The sequence below is a fragment of the Streptomyces sp. SID5785 genome, from assembly GCF_009870065.1.
GTDB lineage: Bacteria > Actinomycetota > Actinomycetes > Streptomycetales > Streptomycetaceae > Streptomyces.
This window is the reverse complement of sequence record NZ_WWIA01000457.1, coordinates 1-637: the sequence shown is the minus strand read 5'-3', so window position 1 is coordinate 637 and position 637 is coordinate 1. Positions and strand designations below refer to the sequence as shown.

Here is a 637-nt window from a genome sequence, read left to right as displayed (position 1 = left end):
GCCGCCGCCGCCCTGCGCGAGGAGGCCCGCGCACACGCCGACGCGCTGCGGGCCGAAGCCGAGGAGTGGGCCGACGCCCGGGAGGCCGCCGCGCTGGCCGAGGCGGACGGTGCGCGCACCGCGGCCCGGCACGACGCGAAGCACGCCCGCGACGAGGCGCTCACGGAGTACGACACCACCCGCGGGCGCGCCGAGACCCTCCTCGCCGACCAGGCCGAGGAACAGGCCGGGCGGCTCGACGCCGCCGAGCGGGAGCTGACCGCGGCGGACCGGGCGGCCGCCGAGCGCGAGACGGCCGCCGAGGCCGCGGCCGGGGCCCGGCTGGCCGAGGCGCGGCAGGCCTTCGCCGACGCGGAGGAGGCGGCCCGCCGCCGGCAGGAGGAGGCGGAGGCCGCGGCGGCGGAGGCGCTGGCGCAGGCGCGGGCCCGCGCGGAGCGGATCGGGCACGAGGCCGACCGGGCCGTGGCCGAGCACGACGAGGCCCGCGCGCAGATGCGGGCCCACATGGAGCACGTCCGCAGCTCGCTGGCGACGCTGACCGGGCGGGACCGCCTCTAGAACACCTCGGCCGTCGGGACCGGGTCGAAAAGCCGGGCCGGGTCAGGGTGCGGGGCGGAACGCCGCGTCCAGGGTCCAG

Annotated in this window: 1 pseudogene; it reads left to right on the top strand. The window is 81.2% G+C overall.

Annotated elements, in window-relative coordinates:
* Positions 1-558, top strand: a pseudogene (locus GTW43_RS15075) (cellulose-binding protein); the annotation flags it as partial.
* Positions 559-637 lie beyond the last annotated feature (79 nt).